General features: G+C 59.8%; 16 protein-coding genes and 2 tRNA genes. 4 read left to right on the top strand and 14 right to left on the bottom strand.

What is annotated here, in order from left to right:
- Nucleotides 1-31: 31 nt before the first annotated feature.
- Entirely contained in the window at nt 32-1,051 is a 1,020-nt protein-coding gene (locus AABC73_RS03250) for a DUF1338 domain-containing protein (protein WP_341522437.1), read from the top strand.
- Between the two features lie 152 nt (nt 1,052-1,203).
- On the opposite strand, the gene azu is transcribed toward AABC73_RS03250, so the two are convergent.
- Nucleotides 1,204-1,650 carry an azurin gene (gene azu, locus AABC73_RS03245; RefSeq protein ID WP_065833870.1) on the bottom strand — a complete coding sequence of 149 codons (447 nt, stop codon included), beginning with the start codon at nt 1,648-1,650 and terminating at the stop codon, nt 1,204-1,206.
- 417 nt (nt 1,651-2,067) lie between these two features.
- On the opposite strand from azu, the gene AABC73_RS03240 reads away from it, so the two are divergent.
- Complete coding sequence (locus tag AABC73_RS03240) at nt 2,068-2,265, top strand: hypothetical protein (protein ID WP_341522436.1); 198 nt, start codon at nt 2,068-2,070, stop codon at nt 2,263-2,265.
- A gap of 87 nt (nt 2,266-2,352) precedes the next feature.
- On the opposite strand, the gene AABC73_RS03235 is transcribed toward AABC73_RS03240, so the two are convergent.
- The 12 genes from AABC73_RS03235 to rnr all read right to left on the bottom strand — a co-directional run bounded on the left by AABC73_RS03235 (nt 2,353) and on the right by rnr (nt 20,801).
- Entirely contained in the window at nt 2,353-3,246 is an 894-nt protein-coding gene (locus tag AABC73_RS03235; RefSeq protein WP_341522435.1) for a transglutaminase family protein, read from the bottom strand.
- On the bottom strand, nt 3,246-5,741 hold the full coding sequence (locus AABC73_RS03230) for a circularly permuted type 2 ATP-grasp protein (protein ID WP_341522434.1): 2,496 nt from the start codon (nt 5,739-5,741) through the stop codon (nt 3,246-3,248). The genes AABC73_RS03235 and AABC73_RS03230 overlap by 1 nt, the downstream gene beginning before the upstream one ends.
- 99 nt (nt 5,742-5,840) lie before the next feature.
- Nucleotides 5,841-9,131, bottom strand: coding sequence for a transglutaminase family protein (locus tag AABC73_RS03225; RefSeq protein WP_341522433.1), 3,291 nt, complete (start codon nt 9,129-9,131; stop codon nt 5,841-5,843).
- A gap of 817 nt (nt 9,132-9,948) precedes the next feature.
- Nucleotides 9,949-10,623: a hypothetical protein gene (locus AABC73_RS03220; protein WP_341522432.1), complete on the bottom strand. Its 675-nt coding sequence runs from the start codon at nt 10,621-10,623 to the stop codon at nt 9,949-9,951.
- Nucleotides 10,624-10,944: 321 nt separating this feature from the next.
- Nucleotides 10,945-13,260, bottom strand: coding sequence for a YgiQ family radical SAM protein (locus AABC73_RS03215; protein ID WP_341522431.1), 2,316 nt, complete (start codon nt 13,258-13,260; stop codon nt 10,945-10,947).
- Between the two features lie 219 nt (nt 13,261-13,479).
- Nucleotides 13,480-14,874: a replicative DNA helicase gene (dnaB, locus tag AABC73_RS03210; RefSeq protein WP_020293666.1), complete on the bottom strand. Its 1,395-nt coding sequence runs from the start codon at nt 14,872-14,874 to the stop codon at nt 13,480-13,482.
- 124 nt (nt 14,875-14,998) lie between these two features.
- The gene (gene rplI / locus AABC73_RS03205; RefSeq protein ID WP_020293665.1) at nt 14,999-15,445 is read right to left on the bottom strand and encodes a 50S ribosomal protein L9; all 447 of its coding nucleotides are present in this window, start codon (nt 15,443-15,445) and stop codon (nt 14,999-15,001) included.
- Between the two features lie 19 nt (nt 15,446-15,464).
- Entirely contained in the window at nt 15,465-16,361 is an 897-nt protein-coding gene (locus AABC73_RS03200; protein WP_331149122.1) for a hypothetical protein, read from the bottom strand.
- Between the two features lie 37 nt (nt 16,362-16,398).
- Nucleotides 16,399-16,629, bottom strand: coding sequence for a 30S ribosomal protein S18 (gene rpsR, locus AABC73_RS03195; protein WP_002551829.1), 231 nt, complete (start codon nt 16,627-16,629; stop codon nt 16,399-16,401).
- A 28-nt stretch (nt 16,630-16,657) separates the two neighbouring features.
- A complete protein-coding gene (rpsF, locus tag AABC73_RS03190; RefSeq protein ID WP_020293663.1) occupies nt 16,658-17,083 on the bottom strand; it encodes a 30S ribosomal protein S6 in 426 nt (141 codons plus the stop codon).
- A 305-nt stretch (nt 17,084-17,388) separates the two neighbouring features.
- Entirely contained in the window at nt 17,389-18,150 is a 762-nt protein-coding gene (rlmB, locus tag AABC73_RS03185; protein ID WP_341522430.1) for a 23S rRNA (guanosine(2251)-2'-O)-methyltransferase RlmB, read from the bottom strand.
- Complete coding sequence (gene rnr, locus AABC73_RS03180) at nt 18,147-20,801, bottom strand: ribonuclease R (RefSeq protein ID WP_341522429.1); 2,655 nt, start codon at nt 20,799-20,801, stop codon at nt 18,147-18,149. The genes rlmB and rnr overlap by 4 nt, the downstream gene beginning before the upstream one ends.
- Nucleotides 20,802-21,013: 212 nt before the next feature.
- Here rnr and AABC73_RS03175 point away from each other — a divergent pair.
- Nucleotides 21,014-21,100, top strand: a tRNA-Leu gene (locus AABC73_RS03175).
- Between the two features lie 201 nt (nt 21,101-21,301).
- A tRNA-Leu gene (locus tag AABC73_RS03170) sits at nt 21,302-21,388 on the top strand.
- A 182-nt stretch (nt 21,389-21,570) separates the two neighbouring features.
- On the opposite strand, the gene AABC73_RS03165 is transcribed toward AABC73_RS03170, so the two are convergent.
- A complete protein-coding gene (locus AABC73_RS03165; protein ID WP_341522428.1) occupies nt 21,571-23,505 on the bottom strand; it encodes a methyl-accepting chemotaxis protein in 1,935 nt (644 codons plus the stop codon).
- Between the last annotated feature and the right edge of the window lie 4 nt (nt 23,506-23,509).

Genomic DNA, 23,509 nt, shown 5'->3' with positions numbered 1-23,509 from the left:
GTCCTAACTTTCACAGTCTGAGCCGCCACCCATGTCCTCGTTCGAAGGTCTCTTCTCTCTCGTTGCTCGCACCGTTGGCCAACCTGCTGCCGATTGGCTGGAACGCCACGTTGAAGTCCCCGCAGGCCTGCACGCCTTTGCCTGGAACGAGACAGCACTGCATCGCGCCTGGCTGGCCGAAGCGCTGAACCTGTGCCTGCTGCATAAGCTGGTGGAAGCGGTGCCGGCCGGTCGCCAGTATGTGGACGAGCAAGTCGAGCAAGGTCGCAAAGTGGTGTTCGATCACGGCGCCATTCGCACCGTGGACTGGCCGGAAAACGGCGAATTGCCCCGTGGACGTCAAGCCTTTATCCGCTTGCTGGAGCCGCTGGGTTTCACCGATGTTCGCACCTATCCGCTGACCAAACTCAACATGACCGGCTGGGCCTATCGCCAGCAGGACTTGCCGGAAGACATCGCGCAGTTCTTCGTCTCCGAACTGCACCCCGGCCGCTTCAGCGAAACCTTCCAGAGCGCCGTAACCCGCGTGGTCAGCTCCAGTCGCGATCCACTGCGAGCCCAACACCTGAGCATCCTCCAGCGCCTGCGCCTGACCCGACATTGCAGTCTTCAGGAAGCCGGCGAACTGTTACCGGCGCTGTATCAGGCGTTTGACCGCCAGCATGGCGTCGTGCAGCACGCCGACTATCAGCAATTGCTGAGCGAAAGCGCGGAAATGGCCTGGATTGCCACCGAGGGCAACAGCTTCAATCACCTGACCGATCGCGTGGCGGATCTGGAAGCCGTGGTTGCGGAGCAAAACCGCATCGAGCGCCCGATGAAAGCCACCGTCGAAGTCTCGACTTCCGGTCGCGTGATGCAGACCGCTTACCGCGCCTGCACGGTCAAACGCGGGCTGATTGATGCCGATGGCCGCTTGCGGGAGCACCAGGTTCCGGGATCGTTTGTGGAGTTCATTCAGCGCAAGACCGACCCGGACACGGGTCGCATCGACCTGAATTTCGACAGCAGCAATGCCCAGGGCATCTTCAAAATGACTGAGTCGAAATAACGCTGACTGGAATGAATTCCGTAGGACCGGCTTTAGCCGGGAGAATCCATTCGCCACATCTCTATCGTCGGAACGCTCGCCCTCCCGGCTGAAGCCGGTCCTACGGATCGCAAAAAACCCGGCAATTGCCGGGTTTTTCGTTCCTGACACGATTACTTAAGCGTCACAGAACCTTTCATCATGCTGATGTGGCCTGGGAACGAGCAGAAGAACTGGTACTTCTCAGCCGCGTCGAGCTTGGATACGTCGAAGGTCACCGAGTCTTTTTCGCCAGCGCCGATCACTTTGGTGTGAGCGATCACGCGAGCGTCGCCTTCCTTCAGGTAATTCTTGTCGATGCCAGCGCTCAGGCCATCGGTGGCAATTGGCTGCGCGTCAGCTTCTTTGCTCAACACCCAGTTATGGCCCATGACGGCTTTCGGCAAGCTGCCGGAGTGTTCGAGGTTGACGGTGAAGGTCTTGCAGCTTTTGTCGATTTCAATGGCTTTGGTGTTGAAGGACATCTGATCGGTAGAGTCGACGGTAACGCTGCATTCAGCTGCCAATAAATGGCCACTAACCAGGGTCAACAGCGAGGCAGCAACAAGCTTGCGAATCATGGGGAATCTCCAAGGCAGGTGTTCTGTATATTTCTGTAAAGATTGCCTTATATAGCAGCGAGTTCCAATGACCTGCGTCAGGCGCAGCTCATGTCCAGACGCCATCTATCGGGCTCATCGAGACAATCTAACAGTCAGGCTCTGTAAAACGAGCGAGCATGCCTCATCGTTACTTTTGCAGGAGCAAATTGCCATGCTACTTTCGAGTCTGTTTTGTAGTGTCTTCGCCGCTTATGCGTGTGGCGCCAGTGGCGGCTGCACCGCGCGCTCCCCTGCCGAGTTGCTTTAAACGGCGAAAAAACACGATTTATGGCCCCGCTGGCGGCGCACTTTGGACCGCCGGGTGCACAACGCCGTGTGCCGGCTGACGTTCTCAGGCAGAATGGCGGCATTTCCCGCCTAAACAGAGGATCGCCCATGGCTAAACCTAACTATTCCTTCGCCAAACGTCAGAGAGATCTGGCAAAAGAGCAGAAGAAAGAGGAAAAGCTGCAGAAGAAGAACGCTGCTCTGGCCGAAACTGGCGCTGAAGGCGAAACCGTTGAAGGCCAGGAGCCTGCCGACGAAGCGCCGGAGGCCGAGCCGACCGCTGCTGAAGACAAGCCCGCCAACTGATCATCGCAGGCATGTTCATTCGAACACGCCAGGCCCAAGTCTGCCGCCAACGCGGCAGACCCAGGCGCCCCACTTCCCCGCCTGACCTCAACCGCTGATTGGCATCACCGTCACCCGCACTTCCGGGTCATGGACGCCGCCGCCCAGAATGACCCCGCGCAACGGCGACACATCGGAAAAATCCCTCCCCCACGCCAGACTGATGTGCTCCAGCGCTGGCTGTACGTTGTTGGTCGGATCGAAATCGACCCAGCCCAGCACCGGACAAAACACCGACACCCACGCGTGGGACGCATCCGCGCCGATCAAGCGTGGCTGGCCCGGCGGTGGCTGGGTCAGCAAGTAACCACTCACATAACGCGCCGACAACCCGCGCGAACGCAGACACGCGAGCATCAGGTGAGCGAAGTCCTGACAGACGCCGCGACGGCTTTCCAGCACTTCCACCAGTGGCGTCGCGACTTGCGTGGCTTCGTCGTCGAAGGTGAATTCGCGGAAGATCTTCTCCATCAAGGCTTGCACGCACAGCATCAACGGCGCGCCCAGCGGGAAACACACGGCGGAGAAGTCCGCGAACGATTGCTTGAGGTGCACGTAAGGCGACTCGAAGCGATAACGACAGGCTTCAAGAATGTCCGCCGACATCGGCTTGGCGTTGTAGGTCATGCCGTTGCGGGTCAGGTCCCAGGCGGGCGACTGCTGGAAATCCAGATGCGGTCGCTTCAGTACTTCCACGCGCAGGCGCGCGTTGACTTGCAACTCATCATGCGGCCGTTCGAACGCCAGGCGGGTCAGCGGATTGCCGAACACATCGAGTTCGTCGCGACGGACCGTAGGGATCGGGCTGATCAGCAATTGCTGTTCAGTGCAGCGCTGCCAAGGGCTGCGGCGCGGCCATAGATGCGCAAGCTGCTGAGCCAGAGAAACCGGGCTGTCGTACTTGTAATGCGTATCGTGGAGGATCTGGTAATGGGCGCTCATCAGACGGACACCGTGCGCTGGCTGACATCATCGACATGGGCGAAATGGCGCAAGGCCAGTCGATCCGACACTTGCCCGCTGGCCTCGCCAATGCTTAGCAGCAGATCGGCCAGCCCTTCAAGTACCGCATCCACACTGCTTTCGCCGAACAGTGGATTCTCCAGCGTGCCGAGATCAAAACTCGACAGACGCCGCACCAGGGTCCCAAGGCTCGCATCCCGTGGCGCGCCGAAGTCTTCGTTCAAACGATTCAATGAGCGCGAGACCAGCTTGAGCTGGAACAACACGGCGTGGGGGTTCTGGTCGTCGAGCAGCAACAGGTCGAGCACCGGAATCAACTGCGGCACGGCCAGATAGCGCGACCGATAGGTGATGCTGCTGTTACCCAGCTCCAGCAACCATTCCAGCCCGGCCTGATCGGACACCGCGACACCGCGCAGGAACGCCGCCAGGCTATTGCTGAGGAACTTCAAGCGCTCGATCCGCCGGCCCATCATCAGGAAGCGCCAGCCTTCATCACGGGTCATGTCATCCAGCGCAAAGCCAGACAGCGCCGCCAGGGACATCACCAGCCGGTTGAGGAAATCGAGCAACTCGCCTAAATCCGGCTCCTCGCTTTCCAGGCTCATGGCTTCGCGTTGCAGCTCGACCAGCGCCTGCCAGTTTTCCCGGGAAAGCTTGCCGCGCACTTGCGAAGCGGCCCACTGCAAGCGTTGCAGGTTGGAACGCAGGCTGAATGGCCAGTCATCGCCCAGCAAGGCGGCCAGCAAGCGTTCGTGCAGTTCGCCGCCCTCTTCTTCGTCGGGCAGCAGGCCGAGGCTTTCACCCAGCGCCACAGCGGCCTCAAGGGCGACCGGATCGTCGCCGTCGATATAACGCGCGAGGATGATGCGCAGCAATCGCGCGCTGTCATCACAGCGCTCGCAATAGCGGCCGAACCAGAACAGGTTTTCCACGACCCGCGACGGCAGATACGGATCGCGGCGAATCAGGTCATGCACGCCAAGGGTGCGCTGGCTTTTCCAGGGTTCGCCGCCGTTGGAGCGATCGCCCAGCACCCAAGTGTCCTTGCTGGCGCCACCCCGTTGCATCGACACCACATCGGCGTCGGCTTCGGCCGCGACACGGGTCAGGCCGCCCGGCAGCACGCGATAGCCATCGGCGCTGGCCACGGCGTAGACGCGCATGCCGATGGCGCGCGGTTGCAGGTGTTCGCCATCCGGCTGCCAGATCGGCGCGTGGGACAGCTGGGCCAATTCCTGCGCCACGTAAGCATAAGGTCGCGCCTGCATACGCAGCGCGAGGGCCGAGCGCTGTTCTTCAGTCAGATCGCGACCGAACACCGGCGCAAAGCTTTGTGAAGGAAATGCCGGCTTGATCAACAGCTCGGACATTTTTTCCAGCGCCTGAGCCAGCACCGGCGGCTCGCCGCACCACCAGGTCGCCACTGAAGGCAAAATCAGTTCTTCGCCAAACAGGTGCTGACAGATTTTCGGCAGGAAACCCAACAGCCCCGGCGATTCCAGCACGCCGCTGCCCAGTGCGTTGGCCACCAATACCCGGCCCTGACGAACCGCCTCCAGCAAGCCGGGCACGCCCAGCGCCGAATCGGTGCGCAGTTCCAGCGGATCGCAGAAGTCATCGTCCAGGCGGCGCATGATCGCGTGAACGCGACGCAAACCGCTCAGGGTTTTCAGGTAAACCGTGGCATCGCGCACCGTGAGGTCGCCGCCTTCTACCAGCGGATAACCCAGTTGGCGCGCCAGATACAAATGTTCGAAATAGCTTTCGTTGAAACGGCCGGGCGTCAGCACCACGACCAGCGGCGCTTCGCTGCTGGACGGCGCCTGCCGGGCAAGGGTGTCCTGCAAGGCGCGGAAAAATCCCGAAAGGTGCTGAACCTGCAAGTCGCGGTAGGTTTCCGGGAACGCCCTGGAAACGATCTGGCGGTTTTCCAGTGCATAGCCCGCACCCGAAGGCGCTTGGGTGCGGTCGGCGGTTACCCACCAACGGCCATCCGGCGTGCGCGCCAGATCCACAGCGTACATGTGCAGAAAGATGCCTTCCGGCGGCAGAACGCCCTGACACGGCCAGAGAAAATTGTTGTGGCCGAACACCAGTTCGGCGGGCAGCAGGCCGTTGGCGATCAGGGTTTGCGGGCCATAAAGGTCAGCCAGCACCGCATTGAGCAGTCGCGCACGCTGGGCAATGCCGGCGGCGACGTGCTGCCATTCATCAGCGGGAATCAGATGCGGCAGCAGGTCCAACTCCCACGGCCGGTCCGCGCCCTTGGGATCGGCGTAGACGTTGTAGGTAACGCCGTTTTCCTGAATTTGCCGAGCCAGCAGCGCCTGACGCTGGACCAGTTGCGCCGGAGTGCTGCGTTGCAGATGCTCATATAAACGCTGCCAGTGCGGGCGCACGGCCCCGTCGGGCTCAAGCATTTCATGATAAGTACCCGCAGAAAGCGGGTAGCGGTCAAGCAAATCAGGCATGGAAGGCTCGGCAGAGACTAAAGAATTCAGATTAGTGCAGGCACGCAACATGCCGACGACTAAGTCATCGGCAGGTTACCGCGCGGGCATTAACACTTTTTAGTGCAGACGCATATCCAGCGTCATGGGCAATTCGTCATTGATGGTCAGCAGCGGCACTTCCAGTTTGCCGGGGGTGTGGCCGATCCTGAAGAATCGCGCCAGGCGCCGGCTTTCCGCTTCGTTGGCGTTGACCGGCAAGGTTTCGTAGTTGCGACCACCAGGATGCGCGACATGATACTCGCAGCCGCCCAGTGAGCGCTGCATCCATGTATCGACCAGGTCGAAAACCAGCGGCGCATGCACAGGAATCGTCGGTTGCAGGCAATTGGCGGGCTGCCAGGCGCGATAACGCACGCCAGCGACGAACTCACCGACGCGACCGGTCGGCTGCAACGGCACCGGAATGCCATTGCAGGTCAGCAGATAACGCTGCGGCGGCAGGCCGTTGATTTTCACCTGCAAGCGTTCAAGGGACGAATCCACATAGCGCACCGCGCCGCCCGCCGCGCCCTCTTCACCCAGTACATGCCAAGGCTCCAGCGCCTGACGCAGTTCCAGTTCGATGCCGCTTACCGCGTAGTCGCCGACTTTCGGGAAGCGGAACTCCAGATGCGCGGCGAACCATTCGGCCCGCAACGGATAACCTGCGCTGTTCAGCTCGACGATGACGTCGGCAAAATCCTGCTCGATGAAGTGCGGCAGCATGAAGCGATCATGCAGCTGCGTACCCCAACGCGCCAGCTTGGCCGGCGCGTAAGGCTCGCGCCAGAAACGCGCGACCAGGGCGCGCAACAGCAGTTGCTGAGCCAGACTCATGCGCGCGTGGGGCGGCATTTCGAAGGCACGCAGTTCCAGCAATCCCAGTCGGCCGGTTGCGCCATCGGGGGAATACAGTTTGTCGACGCAGAATTCGGCGCGGTGCGTGTTGCCGGTGACATCGATCAGCAGGTTACGCAGCAGGCGATCCACCAGCCACGGCGCGACTTCCTCGCCCGGTTTCGGCATCTGCGCGAAGGCGATTTCCATCTCGTACAGCGAATCGTTACGCGCTTCGTCGACCCGTGGCGCCTGGGACGTCGGGCCAATGAACAGCCCGGAAAACAGGTACGACAACGATGGATGGTTATGCCAGTAACTGAGCAGGCTACGCAGCACATCCGGGCGCCGCAGGAACGGCGAATCGGCTGGCGTGGCGCCGCCCATGACGAAGTGGTTGCCGCCACCGGTGCCGGTGTGACGCCCGTCGATCATGAATTTCTCGGTGGTCAGGCGCGTCAGGCGCGCTTGCTCGTAGAGAAACTCGGTGCGCTCGACCAGCTCGTCCCAGGTGGCGGACGGCTGCACGTTGACTTCGATGACGCCCGGATCCGGCGTGATGCGGAAATTGGCCAGCCGCGGATCGCTGGGCGGCTCGTAGCCTTCAAGCAATACTGGGCAACGCAGCTCTTCAGCACTGGCTTCGACAGCGGCGACCAGCTCCAGATAATCCTCAAGTTTCTCCAGCGGCGGCATGAACACGTACAGTCGGCCGTCCCGCGCCTCGGCGCACAGCGCGGTGCGGGTCAACCAATCGGCGGACTCGTCGATCTTCGGCATGCGTTCAGCATTGGCGTCCGGCTGCTCGATCAGGCCGCTGAGTTGCGACTGGACCTGTGCGCTGTCCGGCAACTCAGGGAAGTCCTGATTGTGATCAGTGGGATGAATAAACGGATATTCCGCCGCCTTGACCCACGGTTGGGACGCCAGCGGCAGACGATAGCCCAGCGCCGAATCACCCGGCACCAAGCGGCAATGGTTGTCGCGCAGGTACCAGCGACCGCTCTGCCAGCGGTCCCCGGCAGCATTGCGCGCGAGTGGCAGCACCTGGCCAATGATCTTGTCCAGGCCTTGGGCAAAGACTTTGCGCAGCCGCGCGCGCTCCAGCTCGTCGCCGAGCCGGGAATCCTCGGCGCTGACGTTGACCGGCAGCGCACCTTCGCGCCACAGGTAATAGAAATTGTCTTCGTAGGCCGGGAACACAAAGCGTTCCGGCAGCTTCAGGCGTTCGGCGACGCTGGCCAGGAAGCGGCCCGCCAGTTCACCGGTCGCGCCATAATCCTGGCTTTCATCGGCGATCAAGGCGTTGTTGTGCCAGACCGGTTCACCGTCCTTGCGCCAGAAACAGTTCAGCGACCAGCGCGGCAGTTGCTCGCCCGGATACCATTTGCCTTGGCCAAAATGCACGATGCCCAGCGGTGCGTAATGTTTGCGCATGCGCTGGAACAGCTCGGCGGACAGCTCGCGTTTTTTCGGACCCAGCGCCGCGGTGTTCCATTCATCACCGTCGCGGTCATCGATGGACACGAACGTCGGCTCGCCGCCCATGGTCAGGCGCACATCCTCGCGAACCAGATCGCTGTCGATCTGCCGCCCGAGGGCCTGAATCGCCAGCCATTGCTCTTCGCTATAGGGCTTGGTGACGCGCGGCGCTTCCCAGATGCGCTCCACGGACATTTCGTGCATGAACTCGGTTTCGCACGGTTCGACCAAGCCGCTGATCGGCGCGGCGGAAGAAGGCTCCGGGCTGCACGCCAACGGAATATGGCCTTCACCGGCAAACAGCCCGGACGTAGCATCCAGCCCGACCCAACCGGCGCCGGGCAGATACACCTCGCACCAGGCGTGCAGATCAGTGAAGTCCACATCGGTGCCGGACGGCCCGTCGAGGGCTTCGACGTCGGCCTTGAGCTGGATCAGGTAACCCGAGACGAAACGCGCCGCCATCCCCAGATGACGCAGCAGCTGCACCAGCAACCACGCCGAGTCGCGGCAGGAGCCGGACGCGTTCTCAAGGGTGAACTCCGGGGTTTGCACGCCGGGCTCCATGCGAATCAGGTAATCGATGTCCTGGCTCAGGCGCTGGTTCAGGCCCACCAGAAAGTCGATGGCGGGCAAAGGCGTGCGGTCGATGCTCGCCAGATACGCGGCAAACCTCGGCGTCAGCGGCAGCGTTTCCAGATAGGGCGCAAGTTCGCGCTGCTCGTCGCTGGCATAGAAGAACGGAATCTTCTCGGCGTAGGGCTCAAGGAAAAAGTCGAACGGGTTGAACACCGCCATTTCGGCGACCAGATCGACTTCAACCCGCAACTCGCTGGTCTTCTCCGGGAAAACCAGACGCGCCAGATAGTTGCCTTGGGGGTCTTGCTGCCAGTTGATGAAGTGGTTTTCAGGCAAGACTTTCAGGGAATAGGACAAAACCCGGGTGCGGCTATGAGCTGCCGGACGCAGGCGAACAATCTGCGGCCCCAGTTCCACCGCTCGGTCGTAGCGGTAATGCGTGACGTGGTGCAAGGCAATATGAATCGACACGGCGTGCCTCCTGCGAGCCTGGACGGTAATGCAACCGCGCAAGACTTATGCCATCCGGGCAAATACGGCGGTTGCGCGAGACAACGGCAGACCAAAGCACCATTAAAGCGCTCACCCTGCCCTGCGGTGCAAGCGTTGCACAGAAAAAGAGCGGGCGGAGTGAATTTTTCAAGTGTGCCAGACCGGGAGCGCCCCGTAGGAGCGAATTCATTCGCGAAAACTTTGCCAGGCGTAGCGGATCTGACGTCCGCCCAGACGCCCTCCCGGATAAATCCGGTCCTACGCAGACTGTGTGAAAACGTCACGAGCGAAGGCAAGACAAGGCAAAAACAGGCGGAAAAGCGGAGTCTAGGTGTTCTAAATGAGCATTTTCCGCCTGTTTTTAACGCAGTATTGCCGAGCGCAGTAGTTTTCACACAGTCTGTACGGATCCGGTGGGAGCGAAAATCCAATACGTACGCACTTTCACTGCACGCCGCCAATCGTTGCATAGCAAGAATCCAGAATGCTGTTACCTGCTGTGCAGGCGCGATTCCAGAATGGCGCCCTTGCCTGGCGACGAAGAATGAATGCCCGGCCTACATTTTCCCAAGCCGCTCCCATAGGCTGACAAGCCGGCCCGACACTCCGGGATGGCGCTCATTGCCGGACCATTGTCGTAGTATCTCCAGTCCGCTTTTGGCTCGTACCAGTTCAAGGTGCGGGCGAACCGCCTCTCCGGTAAATTCTTCCAGCGTATAACCAAGAGCTCGCCCCTTTTCAGTGAGGCGCGTCACTCCATTTTCAGTGATGAAATCCGGATCGGGTCGTTGGATTCTTACCGTATACCTTCCGCACCGTCCATGAATGGAGGCTCACGCCCGCCGTACAAGCGATCCAGCATTATCTGCCGGCCACGGGCATCGGTCGTTGACTCATCCGACTTGGACACCCGGACAAACGCCGCTTCAGGCAGCAGTCCTCGGACAATCTCCATTGGGCTCGCCGCCTGTGCATAGATGACCGGCGCATCGCTTGAATCAAGGTCGATTTTGCCCAAGAGATCGTCCGCGTAACCGGTCGGATACTGAGCTTGTTCGATAACGGGAAGAGACTTGAAGTGAGCAAGCGCCTCGCCGCAGAATCCGGTCATTTTGCCCGTCGAGCTGTACTCGTCCAACGCCCGCGTCGCCGCACTCTGGCGCCAGAGCTGTTCCTGTCTGGCGGTTTCCTGCCAGGCTGACACACGCTCTTCAACAGTGAACTCGCCGTGCTCAGCATAGGTAATCAGCGCAAGCTGATCCCGAGGCATACCTTCAAACGAGCGACTGTCCACGCCGCCGACGCTACCCGATAGCTCGGTTAAAACCTGCGACGCTTTTTGGCCAAGGAATTGCGGGTCAAGCGCTGCATCCCTTGTCTGCGCCCGCGCCGCAGCTGCGCCGAGCTGGCGGGCGAAACAATGAAACAGAGCTATCGGAAGGCGTTGGGCTAGTAGGTGTTGTTTCAGCATTCGCGGATGCTGAGGGCTGAGGTTTACCACCCGCGCTGATGGCAACGGGCTGAGTTCTCACTGGATTGTTATGGCTGCTAATGACGACCACGGCGACTCTCCCTGACTTAGGCTGCTGACAGCACTCGCGCTTTCAATGAAGAAAACGAGGATAGGGATTCATCGCCTGGGTGGATTTCGGAATGGAGCAGACGCGCGTGTGAAATGTCTTAGTTCTCTGTCAGCGTCTGCTGACCTGTCGCCGTGAGGACATAAAATCAGAACGCTGAAATGCAAAACGCCAACCCGGAGGTTGGCGTTTTGCATTTCAGGCAAACACTATCAGCGCGGAACAGCCGGCTTGCGCTTCGGCGGTTTCGGGCCTTTGCCCTTGGCCGCGTCAACGCGATCCTTGGCCGCTTGTTTGTTGCGGACCATCGCGGCCGCCTTGGCTTCTTCACGTTTGTCCCACGGCTTGCTGCCATCGCTGGCGCGCGGCGGCAGGCCGGTGTGCTGGGTCTGGATCAGCGTGGTCTTGGCTGCTTTAGGGCTAGCGACCTTATGACTGCCGGCTGGCGTTGAGTTCTTGCGACGTGCGCTCTGATAGCCGTCAGTTGCCGGCTGATGAGCCGGAATCAGCTGATCCTTGCCCGAACCGATCAGGTCGGCACGGCCCATGCGGATCAATGCTTCGCGCAGTGTCGGCCAGCCCTTCGGATCGTGATAACGCAGGAACGCCTTGTGCAGCCGACGCTGATCCTCGCTCTTGACGATGGTCACCGCGTCGCTCTTGTAGGTCACTTTGCGCAGCGGGTTCTTGCCCGAGTGATACATGGCGGTCGCGGTCGCCATTGGCGACGGATAGAACGCCTGCACCTGATCGGCGCGGAAACCGTTGCCCTTGAGCCACAAGGCGAGGTTCATCATGTCTTCATCAGTGGTGCCCGGGTGGGCCGCGATGAAGTAAGGAATCAGGTACTGCTCCTTGCCCGCTTCCTTGGTGTACTTCTCGAACATGCGCTTGAACTTGTCATAGCTGCCAATGCCCGGCTTCATCATCTGGTTGAGCGGACCTTCCTCGGTGTGTTCCGGGGCGATCTTCAGGTAGCCACCGACGTGGTGGGTCACCAGCTCCTTGACGTATTCCGGCGACTCGACCGCAAGGTCATAGCGCAGGCCGGAAGCGATCAGGATTTTCTTCACACCCGGCAACGCACGGGCGCTGCGGTACAGCTGGATCAGCGCCGAGTGATCGGTGTTCAGGTTCGGGCAGATGCCAGGGAACACGCAGGACGGCTTGCGGCACGCGGATTCGATTTCCGGGCTCTTGCAGGCGATGCGATACATGTTCGCGGTCGGGCCACCCAAGTCGGAAATGACGCCGGTAAAACCTGGAACCTTGTCGCGAATTTCTTCGATTTCGCGAATGATCGACTCTTCGGAACGGTTCTGGATGATGCGGCCTTCGTGCTCGGTGATCGAGCAGAAGGTACAGCCACCAAAGCAGCCGCGCATGATGTTCACCGAGAAGCGAATCATGTCGTAGGCCGGGATCTTTTCCTTGCCGTACGCAGGATGCGGGACACGTGCGTAAGGCATGCCAAACACGTAGTCCATTTCTTCAGTAGTCATCGGAATCGGTGGCGGATTGAACCACACGTCGACTTCGCCATGTTTCTGAACCAGTGCGCGAGCGTTGCCCGGATTGGTTTCAAGGTGCAACACGCGGTTCGCGTGGGCATAGAGCACCGAGTCGGCCCGGACTTTTTCCATGGACGGCAAACGAATGACAGTCTTGTCGCGGGTCATGCGCGGGCTGGCCAGGATCTGCACGACCTTGGCTTCGTTCGGATCTTCCACCGGCCCCTTTTCCTGCTCGATCGCACAGGCCTGGGTGTCCTGGGTATTGACGTACGGGTTGATGATCTTGTCGACCTTGCCCGGACGGTCGATACGCGTGGAGTCCACTTCGTACCAGTCTTTCGGTGTGTCACGACGAATGAACGCGGTGCCGCGCACATCGGTGATGTCTTCGATCTTGTGCCCATAGGACAGACGCTGGGCGACTTCGACAATGGCCCGCTCGGCGTTGCCGTAGAGCAGGATGTCGGCGCAGGCGTCGATCAGGATCGAGTTGCGAACCTTGTCCTGCCAGTAGTCGTAGTGCGCGATGCGGCGCAGCGAAGCCTCGATACCGCCGAGCACGATCGGCACATGCTTGTAGGCTTCCTTGCAGCGCTGGCTGTAGACCAGGCTCGCGCGATCCGGACGCTTGCCGGCCATGCCGCCCGGGGTGTAAGCGTCGTCGGAGCGGATTTTCTTGTCCGCGGTGTAGCGGTTGATCATCGAGTCCATGTTGCCCGCAGCAACGCCGAAGAACAGATTCGGCTCGCCGAGCTTCATGAAGTCGTCTTTGGACTGCCAGTTGGGCTGGGCGATGATCCCGACGCGGAAGCCTTGCGACTCCAGCAGCCGGCCAATGATCGCCATGCCAAAAGACGGGTGATCCACGTACGCATCACCGGTGACGATGATGATGTCGCAGGAATCCCAGCCAAGTTGATCCATTTCTTCCCGGCTCATCGGCAGGAAAGGCGCTGGCCCGAAACATTCGGCCCAGTACTTGGGATAGTCAAATAACGGCTTGGCTGCTTGCATGTCGATGACCGGTGTTGGTGTGCAGGAAGGCGATTCATGTTGATAAAAATCGCGGTCGCGGAATATAGCACAAAATTTGATCAAGTCCGACGGTGGTGGTCGGATTTGGGTGCACGCGGCAAATTGCCCCCGTGGGAGCTTGACGAGGTTACGAGGCCTGCGATTGCGATGTGTCTGATACAACGCTTTCGCGGCCGTCGTTACCTCCGAACGCTCCCACTACTCGTCGTCGAAGTTGTAGCTGCCCGGCGCGAGGTTTTCGAAGCGTGTGTACTTGCCGATGAACGCCAGGCGCGTGGTGCCGATGGGGCCGTTACGTTGCTTGCCGATGATGATTTCGGCGATGCCCTTGTGCTCGGTTTCCGGGTGGTACACCTCGTCCCGGTACACGAACATGATGACGTCGGCATCCTGCTCAATCGCTCCGGATTCGCGCAAGTCGGAGTTGATCGGGCGTTTGTTCGGGCGCTGCTCCAGGGAACGGTTGAGCTGAGAGAGCGCAACCACCGGGCAGTTGAATTCCTTGGCCAGGGCTTTCAACGAGCGGGAAATCTCGGAAATCTCGTTGGTGCGGTTATCGCCACCGGAACCTGGAATCTGCATCAATTGCAGGTAGTCGATCATGATCAGCGCGATGTCGCCGTGCTCACGCACCAGTCGGCGGGTGCGCGCGCGCATTTCCGAAGGGCTGATGCCCGCCGTATCGTCGATGAACAGCTTTCGATCATTGAGCAGATTGACCGCCGAAGTCAGGCGCGGCCAATCGTCGTCTTCCAGGCGACCGGCACGGACCTTGGTCTGGTCGATGCGGCCGAGCGACGAAAGCATACGCATGATCAACGATTCGCCTGGCATCTCCAGCGAGTAGACCAGCACCGCCTTGTCGCTGCGCAGCACCGCGTTTTCCACGAGGTTCATGGCGAAGGTGGTTTTACCCATCGACGGTCGACCGGCGACGATCACCAGGTCGGACGGCTGCAGGCCACTGGTCATGCCGTCCAGGTCGGTGTAACCGGTGGACAGGCCAGTGATGGCGTTATCAGTGTTGAACAGCGTATCGATACGGTCGATGGCCTTGGTCAACAGGTCGGTAACACTGACCGGCCCGCCCGTCTTCGGCCGCGCTTCGGCGATCTGGAAGATCTGCCGCTCGGCCTCATCAAGAATCTCGGCGGCGTTGCGGCCTTCCGGGTTGAAGGCGCTGTCGGCGATTTCCGTGCTGATGCTGATCAGCTGCCGCAAGGTCGCCCGCTCGCGAACGATCTGGGCATACGCCTTGATGTTGGCGACCGACGGAATGTTTTTCGCCAGTTCACTGAGGTAACCCAGCCCGCCGACCTGGGAAGTCTGACCTTCCTTGTCCAGCTGTTCGGCGAGGGTGACTACGTCGATCGGCATGTTCTGATCGGCCAGGCGCGCGATGGCCCGGAAGATCAAACGGTGGTCATGTCGGTAGAAATCGCCATCCGATACTTGATCGAGCACGCGTTCCCAGGCGTTGTTGTCCAGCATCAAGCCACCGAGTACAGCCTGTTCGGCTTCGATGGAATGCGGCGGCACCTTCAGGGCGGCGGTTTGCAGATCGTATTGCTCAGGTGCGGAGATATCGTTCATGACCACTCAGAATCAGGGGTTGTGAAAAAACCAGGGTACAGAAAGACAAAGGGCACGACCTGAAAACAGGTCGTGCCCGATGTTAATCCTCTAGCGAGCAAGTCGCCAGATGATCACGTACTGCTTAAGCAGCTACCACAACAACGCGTACGGTTGCTTCTACGTCGCTGTGCAGGTGCACGGCCACGTCGAATTCGCCAACGTTGCGGATAGTGCCGTTCGGCAGACGAACTTCGCTTTTTGCAACTTCAACGCCAGAGGCGGTCAGTGCATCAGCGATGTCGTGGGTGCCGATCGAACCGAACAGCTTGCCTTCGTCACCGGCGGTGGCAGTGATAGTCACTTCCAGCTCAGCCAGTTGGGCAGCGCGAGTTTCGGCAGAAGCTTTTTTGTCTGCAGCCAGTTTTTCCAGCTCGGCACGACGCTCTTCGAACGCTGCAATGTTGGCAGCGGTCGCGGCGGTAGCTTTACCGTATGGCAGCAGATAGTTACGACCGTAACCGGCCTTAACATTCACTTTGTCGCCCAGGTTGCCCAGGTTGGCGACTTTTTCCAGAAGGATCAGTTGCATGTGAAAATCCTCTTAACTTTTAACCTTCACCGTTCGCAGGGCCATTACCGGCGTCTTTCGACGCCAGGCGTCCGCGAAAATCAATCAGGCTGTCGACAATGGCTAACACCACGAGCAACGGATAGATCAGCTGCATGAACACCAGCAGCGTTATGTACATCCCCACCAGCCAGAATTTGGCCAGTCGCTTTTCAGCCACCAACCCGTGCATCAGGGCCAGCCCGGCGAATACCAGCGGTACGCTGCACAACGGTGTCAACATCGCCGCCTGCGAACCGAAATTCGGCCCTACAAGCATGCACACCAGCAGCATCAACGCTGATACCAGCGGGAGTCTCACAGCGCGAAACTCGCGCCCGAAACCTCCAGGGTTGTACAACAACGCTTGCCAGTAGCGCCCGATAACCAGGCTCAGCACACTGACGATTTGCAACAAGGCCGCTATCAGGCCATTCAGGACCGGTGCAATCAATGATCCCAGGCGCGCTCGCTCTTCTACGGACATCTGATCGTAGAGACCCGAGAGCATCGCCGGCAGGTGTTTCTGCAACTCCTGCGACATCGCCTCGATGGGTTCGCGGAAAACCGCGCCCAGAATCACTGCATACAACAGACCCAGTGCCACGCTGGCCAGCAGCGTGCGAACCCAGGACTCGCTGGCGCGAAGAACCATCGCCAACCCCAGCGAACCTGCCAACACCATGAAGGTGCGAGGTTCACCGAGATACCACCAGACCAAGGCCGGCAGCAGAGCCCAGGCCAGGACGCCAAACGCGTCTCTGAACCCGCGCCGCAGGAGCACAAGGCAACCTGCAGCAGCACTCAACCAGAACAACAACGGCAATGCCGCACAACCCACCACTACGAGAGTGGCCTGCACGCGGCCGCGCATGATGAATTCAGCCATGGCGCGCATGCGTCTATCCCTTACTACTTATGTCGACTGCCCGGTCTCAGCGGCCGTGGCTGTCGGTGTAGGCCAGCAGGGCCAGGAAGCGGGCACGCTTGATAGCGGTGGCCAGCTGACGCTGATAACGTGCTTTTGTACCAGTGATACGGCTTGGAACGATTTTGCCGGTCTCGGATACGTATGCTTTCAGAGTGTTGAGATCTTTGTAATCGATCTCCTTCACGTCTTCAGCGGTGAAGCGGCAGAATTTACGACGACGGAAGAAACGTGCCATGTAATTGGCTCCTCAAAAGGTCCGTGGATTACTCGTCAGCGTTATCGCTGGCGTCGCTGTTGTCACCGTCATCGCCATCGGCGCTGTCGGAGTGCTCAGGACGGTCACGACGCTCACGGCGCTCGCTGCGGTTTTCTTCGGCCTTGAGCATCTCGGACTGACCAGTTACGGCTTCGTCGCGACGGATGACCAGGTTACGGATCACGGCATCGTTGTAACGGAAGTTGTCTTCCAGTTCAGCCAAGGCCTTACCGGTGCATTCAACGTTCAGCATCACGTAGTGAGCCTTGTGAACATTGTTGATTGCATAGGCCAGTTGACGACGGCCCCAATCTTCCAGACGGTGGATTTTGCCGCCGTCTTCTTCGATCAGCTTGGTATAACGCTCAACCATGCCGCCGACTTGCTCGCTTTGATCCGGGTGGACCAAAAAGATGATTTCGTAATGACGCATGAATGCTCCTTACGGGTTGTAGCCTGCCGCCTCAAAAGCGGTCAGACAAGGAGTGAATGACACTGTTAGTCTTGCCCAGGGTCAGGCACATGAGCGCCTGCCGTGACAGCAAGGGGCGCAATTGTAGAGAAGGGGATGCGGGGGCGCAAGGCAATTGGTGAATATTTGAACAGATGCCATCCACCCCCAGAACGGACTGTGGGAGCGAACCTGCTCGCGAAGAGGCCAGCACTTCCAAAGCATCTACGGAAGCTGAACCAGATCTTCGCGAGCAAGCTCGCTCCCACACAGGCGTATCGGTGATATCAGACTTTTTTGCTGGCCGCTTTCACGCTGCGCTGACGCATTGCTTCAAACAGGCAAACGCCGGTCGCCACCGAAACGTTGAGGCTGCTGACGCTGCCCGCCATCGGCAGACGCACCAGGTAATCGCAGTGCTCCCGTGTCAGGCGGCGCATGCCTTTGCCTTCGGCACCCATGATCAGGATGGTCGGGCCGGTGAGATCCTGCTGATACAACTCTTGCTCAGCCTCCCCCGCCGTACCGACAACCCAGAGCCCGCGCTGCTGGAGTTTTTCCAGGGTTCGGGCCAGGTTGGTGACGGCGACCAACGGAATCACTTCCGCAGCGCCGCATGCGACTTTTCGCACGACCGGCGTCAAGGTTGCCGACTTGTCCTTTGGCACCAGCACCGCCAGCGCACCGGCCGCATCGGCAGTACGCAGGCAAGCGCCGAGGTTGTGCGGATCGGTCACGCCGTCGAGCACCAGAATCAGCGGTGCGCCTTCGGTGCGATCCAGCAGCTCGTCGAGCATCGCTTCGCCCCAGACCTGGCTCGGGCTGACTTCCGCGACAACGCCCTGGTGCACGCCCTCGACCCAGACGTCCATTTCGCGACGCTCGGCCTGACCGACAGACACCCGATTCTGATTCGCCAGTTCCAGCAGAACCTGAACACGAGGATCGTTGCGACCTTCAGCCAGCCAGACTTGCTTGACTCGCTTCGGGTGATGACGCAACAACGCTTCTACGGCATGCACGCCGTAGATTTTTTCCAGCTGACTCATGACTTGGCCTTAGGTTTACGCACTCCGCCGCTTTTCGCAGCCGGAGCAGAACCCGCTTTTGGCGGGCCTTTTCGGTGCTTACCGGATTTCGCCGGTTTGCCGGAACCGCTCGGGGCAGAATGACTCGGAGCAGCGCCCGAGTTACTCGACTTTCCCGACGGCGCCTTGCTACCGCCTTTCGCTTCTGCCAACAGGGCCTGCTTCAATTCACGACTTTTGCGCACTTCGGCGTTTTTCGCGGCGGCATCGCTTGGGCGATAAGCTTCGGGCTCGGCCTTGGCTTTAGCCTTGGCCGGGCGCTTGCTCGGCGCCTTGGACGGAGCGGCGGACTGCTTTTCAGCAGGCGCTGGCGTGGTTTCGGTACTGCCACGACGTTTACGACCAATCGGCGCGGTAATCGTTTTCTCGGCCATTTCGAAGTCGATCTTGCGCTCGTCAAGATCGACGCGCATGACCCGCACTTCAACGGTATCGCCAAGACGGAAGCTACGCCCGGTACGCTCGCCCGCCAGGCGGTGATGCACAGGGTCGAAGTGGTAGTAATCGCCCGGAAGCGCCGTGACGTGTACCAGTCCTTCAACGTAGATATCCGTCAGCTCGACGAACAGACCAAAGCCTGTCACCGCAGTGATGACGCCAGGGAACGATTCGCCGACGCGATCCTTCATGAACTCGCATTTGAGCCAGTTCACGACGTCACGGGTGGCTTCGTCGGCACGACGCTCGCTCATCGAGCATTGTTCGCCCAACTGCTCCAGCGCGGCTTCGTCGTACGGATAGATACGCGCTTTTGGAATAGTCATCGCACCGGCGCGGCGCACGTGTGGTGTGTCTTGCTTGGAGCGGATCACGCTGCGGATCGCGCGGTGTGTGAGCAAATCAGGGTAACGACGAATCGGCGAGGTGAAGTGCGTGTACGCCTCGTAATTCAGACCGAAGTGACCATGGTTGTCCGAGCTGTAAACTGCCTGGCTCAGGGATCGCAGCATGACGGTCTGGATCAGGTGGTAGTCCGGACGCCCGCGAACGGTTTCCAGCAACGCCTGATAATCCTTCGGCGAAGGACCATCCTTGCCCTTGTGCAGGGAAAGACCCAACTCGCCGAGGAAGGCACGAAGTTTTTCCAGACGCTCCGGCGGCGGACCGTCGTGGACGCGATACAGCGCAGGAATCTCGTGCTTCTTGAGGAATTCTGCAGTGGCCACGTTGGCGGCCAGCATGCATTCCTCGATCAGCTTGTGCGCATCGTTGCGGGTCGTCGGACGAATCTCGGCGATCTTGCGTTCGGTGCCGAAGATGATCCGGGTTTCCTGGGTTTCGAAATCAATCGCACCCCGGACATGACGCGCCGCCAGCAATACCTTGTACAGCGCATACAGCTGCTTGAGGTGCGGCAACACGTCAGGGTATTCGCCACGAAGCTGACGCGCTTCTGTGGTTTTCGGCTGCTCCAGCATCGAGCTGACCTTGTTGTAGGTCAGCCGCGCGTGGGAGTGAATGACCGCTTCGTAGAACACGTAGTCGGTCATCTCGCCGGTTTTGGAAATGGTCATTTCGCAGACCATGGCCAGACGATCAACATGCGGGTTCAGCGAGCACAGGCCGTTGGACAGCTGCTCAGGCAGCATCGGCACGACGCGCTCGGGGAAATACACCGAGTTGCCGCGCACTTGCGATTCTGCATCCAGCGCCGAACCGATCTTCACGTAGCTCGACACATCGGCGATGGCCACGTAGAGCTTCCAGCCACCGGAGAACAAGCGCAGTTTGCCCGGCTTGGCTTCGCAGAAGACCGCATCGTCGAAGTCGCGCGCATCTTCGCCGTCGATGGTGACGAACGGCAGATGGCGCAGGTCGACGCGATTTTCCTTATCTTTTTCTTCGACTTCCGGCTTGAGCTTGGCTGCTTCCTTGAGGACAGCTTCAGGCCAGACGTGGGGAATATCGTAGGTGCGCAGCGCGACATCGATTTCCATGCCGGGCGCCATGTAATTGCCCACCACTTCAACAATGTCACCTTGCGGCTGGAAGCGCGGCGTCGGCCAGTGAGTGATCTTCACTTCGACGAACTGACCGATCTGGGCATTGTTGTTGCGACCCGGCGTCACCAGCACTTCCTGCTGGATCTTCGGGTTGTCCGGAATCACGAAGCCGATGCCGCTCTCTTCGAAATAGCGACCCACCACGGTTTCGTGAGCACGGGAGATCACTTCGACGATCACACCTTCACGGCGGCCGCGACGATCCAGGCCCGACACCCGCGCCAATGCGCGGTCACCGTCAAACACCAGACGCATCTGCGCCGGACTCATGAACAGGTCGTCAGTGCCATCATCAGGGATCAGGAAGCCGAAGCCATCACGGTGGCCGCTGATGCGACCCAGGATCAGATCCAGCTTGTCAACTGGCGCATACGTGCCACGGCGGGTGTAGATCAGTTGCGCATCGCGCTCCATGGCGCGCAAGCGGCGGCGCAGGGCTTCGAACTGATCTTCAGTGGTGAGACCGAATTCTTCAACCAGCTGCTCGCGACTCGCTGGCGAACCACGGTCGGCCAGATGTTTGAGAATCAGCTCACGGCTGGGAATAGGGTTTTCATATTTTTCCGCTTCACGAGCGGCCTCGGGATCGAGGGACTGCCAATCGGCCATTAGAGAGTTTTCACCTTGTCTATATGCGGTTAGTTTGGCATACGCGTATTGAAACGGGAAATTTCAGACTCAGACAGCGCTAGAAAGCCACTGTTTGAGGGTAAAAAGCGTCAACTGGAAAATTTTTATGCGATTTTCGACAACAGGGGGTTTACAGTTAAAAACCCGCTCCGTATAGTGCGCGCCATCGATACGGTGACGTATTCGGTACTGCCCAGATGGTGAAATTGGTAGACACGCCAGCTTCAGGTGCTGGTGACCGCAAGGTCGTGGAAGTTCGAGTCTTCTTCTGGGCACCAATTCAGAGTCAGAGATTACAGCAATCTTCTGAGCCTCACAAAAACCCGCGAAAGCGGGTTTTTGCATTTCAGGGTTTGAGTTTAGTGCTTTTTATTTCCAGAAGCGGGAAAAGCATTTATTAAAACCAAAACAGGGGTTTACAGATTAAAACACCCTCCGTATAGTGCGCCCCATCAACGGCGAACATTGCTGCTGATACCGCCCAGATGGTGAAATTGGTAGACACGCCAGCTTCAGGTGCTGGTGACCGCAAGGTCGTGGAAGTTCGAGTCTTCTTCTGGGCACCAATTCAAATAAAACCGAGCCCCGTGCTCGGTTTTGTGCTTTCTCGGTTTGGCTTACTTATGGGGCCTGGTTTCTGTGGGAGCGAGCTTGCTCGCGAAGTGGCAGGTTCATACGACGCAGTGCCGCATCCTGAAATACCGTCTTCGCAAGCAAGCTTGCCACCCAGCAAAAATCGCCTCAGGCGTTATGCCCGGAACTGCCCCAGGCTCGCCTTCAACTGCGCCGCCAGTTTGTCGAGCACCTTGCCGCTCGCCGTGGTTTCCACCACGACCTGAGCCGCCCGCTGGGCCTGGGCATGAATCACTTCCACGCGCCCACGCACCGCTTGCGCGCCCTCGGCCTGATGCGCCGCTGCCTGGGTCGCAAGACCAATCGCCGCATGCACCTGCTCTACAGACTCCTGCACGATCTGCTGCGACTTCGCGCTGTCACGCAGCACGGCCAGCCCTTCCTTGGCCTGACGCCCCGCCACACCAATCGCCGCGACCGCTTCCTTGGCTCCGCGCTGCAAGGCGACGATGTGCTCCTGAATGTCACCGGTTGAGCTTTGCGTCTTGCTGGCCAATGCCCGCACTTCGTCGGCAACCACCGCAAAGCCGCGCCCGGTCTCGCCAGCACGAGCGGCTTCGATGGCTGCGTTCAACGCCAGTAGATTGGTTTGCTCGGCGATGCCGTGGATTACGGTCAACACCACTTCGATCTGCTGGCTTTGCTGCGCCAGGCGCTCAATGACTTTCGCGCCGGTGTCCACCTGCCCCGCCAGCGCTTCAATCAAACCACCGACCTGATTGGAGGTACGGGTGTTTTCGTCGGTGGCCTGACGAATATCCACCACCTGTTTCAGCGCAGCCTGCATCGCATGACTTTCCGATTGCGCCTCGTCAGCCATTTGCGCCAATGCCTTAAGACTTGCCGCCACTTCGTCGCGCTGCAACTCCGCCGCCGCATCAGCGCCAGCATTGCGCAGGCTCATGGCGTTGATTTCCACACCCGTACGCTGCGCCACATCGCCCGCCTCGCGAACAATCGGCTGCAATTTGGCGACGAAGCGGTTGACCGCCGCCGCCATGTCGCCGATCTCATCGTTGCTGTCGAGTTTGACGCGCTTGGTCAGATCGCCCTCGCCCGCCGCCAGATCATCCAGCGCCGCAATCAACAGCAGCAGTTTGCTGACGACCCGACGCCCCAGCACCACTGCCAGCAACAGCAACACGCCAAGGCCGACCAAAGCCAGGCCCATGCCGATCCGCCAGCGCAGGGTTTGTGCCGCCTCTTGAACCGCCGAAGTGGTATTGGCGCTCATGGCCGAGGCCGCGGTTTGCGCCGAACCCAGACGACTGCGCAACGCTGCCGAGCTTTCCTTGGCTGCGCTGCCCAGACTGTCGGACACCAATTGCTCGCCGCTGGTAATCAGTGTTGCGAAGCGTTTGTCGAGGGCCGCCAGATTCTCTTCGACCGTGGCGGTGGACACGCCCATTCGCACCTTGCCGATTTCCACGCCATTAGGGCTGATGGAAGCTTCGACGTAGTACACCGACGCATCATTCTTCGCCGCGTTCAGCACTTTATCCATGGCCCGCTCGCCCTCGCCCTTGTCCAGCAAGGCTTTGATCAGCGGGTTTTCGCGATTCAGATAGCGCGTGAGGTGCTCGCCCGTCGCATCGTCATAAACGACGAACAGGACATTGGGATTGCGCTGGGCACGACGGGCAAACTCCGACAGCGTGGGCGTGTCACCGTCCCACATTGCACGAGGAGCGACCGCTGCCAACAGCTCAGCCATATCCGTTGCGGAATCCTGAAGATCCTTTTCCAGCGTGCTGCGCAATTGCGCCTGCTCATCTTTCAGACGTGCGGCAAGGCCGACGCTCAGGCGCTGACGGGTATTGGTGGCCAACGCATCCAGGCTGGAAGTTACTTCGCGGCTTGCCTGCTCCAGCTCGGCAGACAAGTGTTGCGAATCTACACCCAGGCGCTTATCCAGATCAGCCTCAAGCGCGGTGACAGTGCTCCGGGTAAGAGCAACAGCAACCAGCACCTGCACCAAAAGGGCGATACCAAGGGCAATGAATACAGGCCGAAGCAAGCGACTGCGCAATAACGAGAGGACAGCTGACACGGGG

Source organism: Pseudomonas sp. G.S.17 (assembly GCF_038096165.1).
GTDB lineage: Bacteria > Pseudomonadota > Gammaproteobacteria > Pseudomonadales > Pseudomonadaceae > Aquipseudomonas.
The sequence above is the reverse complement of the archived record's forward strand: the minus strand, read 5'-3'. Positions and strand labels throughout refer to the sequence as shown.

What these genes read in the sequence shown, in the direction of transcription:
- AABC73_RS03235 (WP_341522435.1), bottom strand. Translation starts at nt 3,246, where the DNA reads ATGAGCGCCCATTACCAGATCCTCCACGATACGCATTACAAGTACGAC.
- azu (WP_065833870.1), bottom strand. Translation starts at nt 1,650, where the DNA reads ATGATTCGCAAGCTTGTTGCTGCCTCGCTGTTGACCCTGGTTAGTGGC.
- AABC73_RS03215 (WP_341522431.1), bottom strand. Translation starts at nt 13,260, where the DNA reads ATGCAAGCAGCCAAGCCGTTATTTGACTATCCCAAGTACTGGGCCGAA.
- rlmB (WP_341522430.1), bottom strand. Translation starts at nt 18,150, where the DNA reads ATGAGTCAGCTGGAAAAAATCTACGGCGTGCATGCCGTAGAAGCGTTG.
- AABC73_RS03250 (WP_341522437.1), top strand. Translation starts at nt 32, where the DNA reads ATGTCCTCGTTCGAAGGTCTCTTCTCTCTCGTTGCTCGCACCGTTGGC.
- AABC73_RS03240 (WP_341522436.1), top strand. Translation starts at nt 2,068, where the DNA reads ATGGCTAAACCTAACTATTCCTTCGCCAAACGTCAGAGAGATCTGGCA.
- dnaB (WP_020293666.1), bottom strand. Translation starts at nt 14,874, where the DNA reads ATGAACGATATCTCCGCACCTGAGCAATACGATCTGCAAACCGCCGCC.
- rplI (WP_020293665.1), bottom strand. Translation starts at nt 15,445, where the DNA reads ATGCAACTGATCCTTCTGGAAAAAGTCGCCAACCTGGGCAACCTGGGC.
- AABC73_RS03220 (WP_341522432.1), bottom strand. Translation starts at nt 10,623, where the DNA reads ATGCTGAAACAACACCTACTAGCCCAACGCCTTCCGATAGCTCTGTTT.
- rnr (WP_341522429.1), bottom strand. Translation starts at nt 20,801, where the DNA reads ATGGCCGATTGGCAGTCCCTCGATCCCGAGGCCGCTCGTGAAGCGGAA.
- rpsR (WP_002551829.1), bottom strand. Translation starts at nt 16,629, where the DNA reads ATGGCACGTTTCTTCCGTCGTCGTAAATTCTGCCGCTTCACCGCTGAA.
- rpsF (WP_020293663.1), bottom strand. Translation starts at nt 17,083, where the DNA reads ATGCGTCATTACGAAATCATCTTTTTGGTCCACCCGGATCAAAGCGAG.
- AABC73_RS03230 (WP_341522434.1), bottom strand. Translation starts at nt 5,741, where the DNA reads ATGCCTGATTTGCTTGACCGCTACCCGCTTTCTGCGGGTACTTATCAT.
- AABC73_RS03200 (WP_331149122.1), bottom strand. Translation starts at nt 16,361, where the DNA reads ATGCGCGCCATGGCTGAATTCATCATGCGCGGCCGCGTGCAGGCCACT.